The sequence below is a fragment of the Nostoc sp. CALU 1950 genome (assembly GCF_051172895.1).
Taxonomy (GTDB): Bacteria; Cyanobacteriota; Cyanobacteriia; order Cyanobacteriales; family Nostocaceae; genus Nostoc; species Nostoc edaphicum_A.
Genome location: NZ_JBDNJQ010000412.1, coordinates 1 through 729, shown reverse-complemented (window position 1 = coordinate 729; position 729 = coordinate 1). Strand labels below are relative to the sequence as shown.

The window sequence follows — 729 nt, the reverse complement described above, 5'->3', positions numbered from 1 at the left end:
CATCTTTGACTTGCCATTGGCTACAAAGAGAACTGTGAATAAAGCAATGGGAACAAAGGTTGTCGATGGGCATATAAAACCAACATGGAAGTTGGTGGATGGAGTTTGTAGAGAGAGTCTTGCCTTTGAAACCGCTGAAAAGGAAGGCATTCCTGAAACAGTCGTCAGGAGGGCTGAAGAGTTGTACTTTTCAGTAAACACTAGGGATAGCAGGGCAGATACCTTGGATCACAAATGCCATTTGAAGGGATTAGGTAAAGAATGGGATTCATTGAAGACTAGTGCAGCACCATCTTCTTTGGGGACTACTAAAGTATTACAGAAGGAAGTTGAGAATGCTGTTACCATAATCTGCCAGAAGAAGTTAATAGAGCTTTATAAAAGGAAGAGCATACGGGAAATTGTGGAAGTGTTATGTATTGCTATTGGTGCGAGGGAGCAACCCCCACCATCAACTGTGGGTACTTCTAGCATTTATGTACACTTCAGACCTGATAAGACATTATATGTCGGAGAGGTTAGGTTCTCTCTCTGTTCGTATTAATCTAGAATCATATTCTTCTTCAACTGTTCTTTGAAAGAAAACTTTAAATGCAGACGGATGATCTTGTTGGCCGAGTGCGTGCTCATCGTTCCAAGGAAGGCATGGAAAATTCTCTATTCTTATATGTTATAGTACCAGGCAAGAGTATTGCAAGGCAACTAGAGACCCTTCTCATCAACCAACTA

Annotated in this window: 1 protein-coding gene; it reads left to right on the top strand. The window is 41.3% G+C overall.

Features of this window, described 5'->3' with window-relative positions; all coding sequences use genetic code 11:
* Nucleotides 1-544 (top strand): hypothetical protein (locus tag ABF638_RS38230; protein ID WP_435027927.1); only part of this gene is annotated, 544 nt, incomplete at its 5' end.
* Nucleotides 545-729 lie beyond the last annotated feature (185 nt).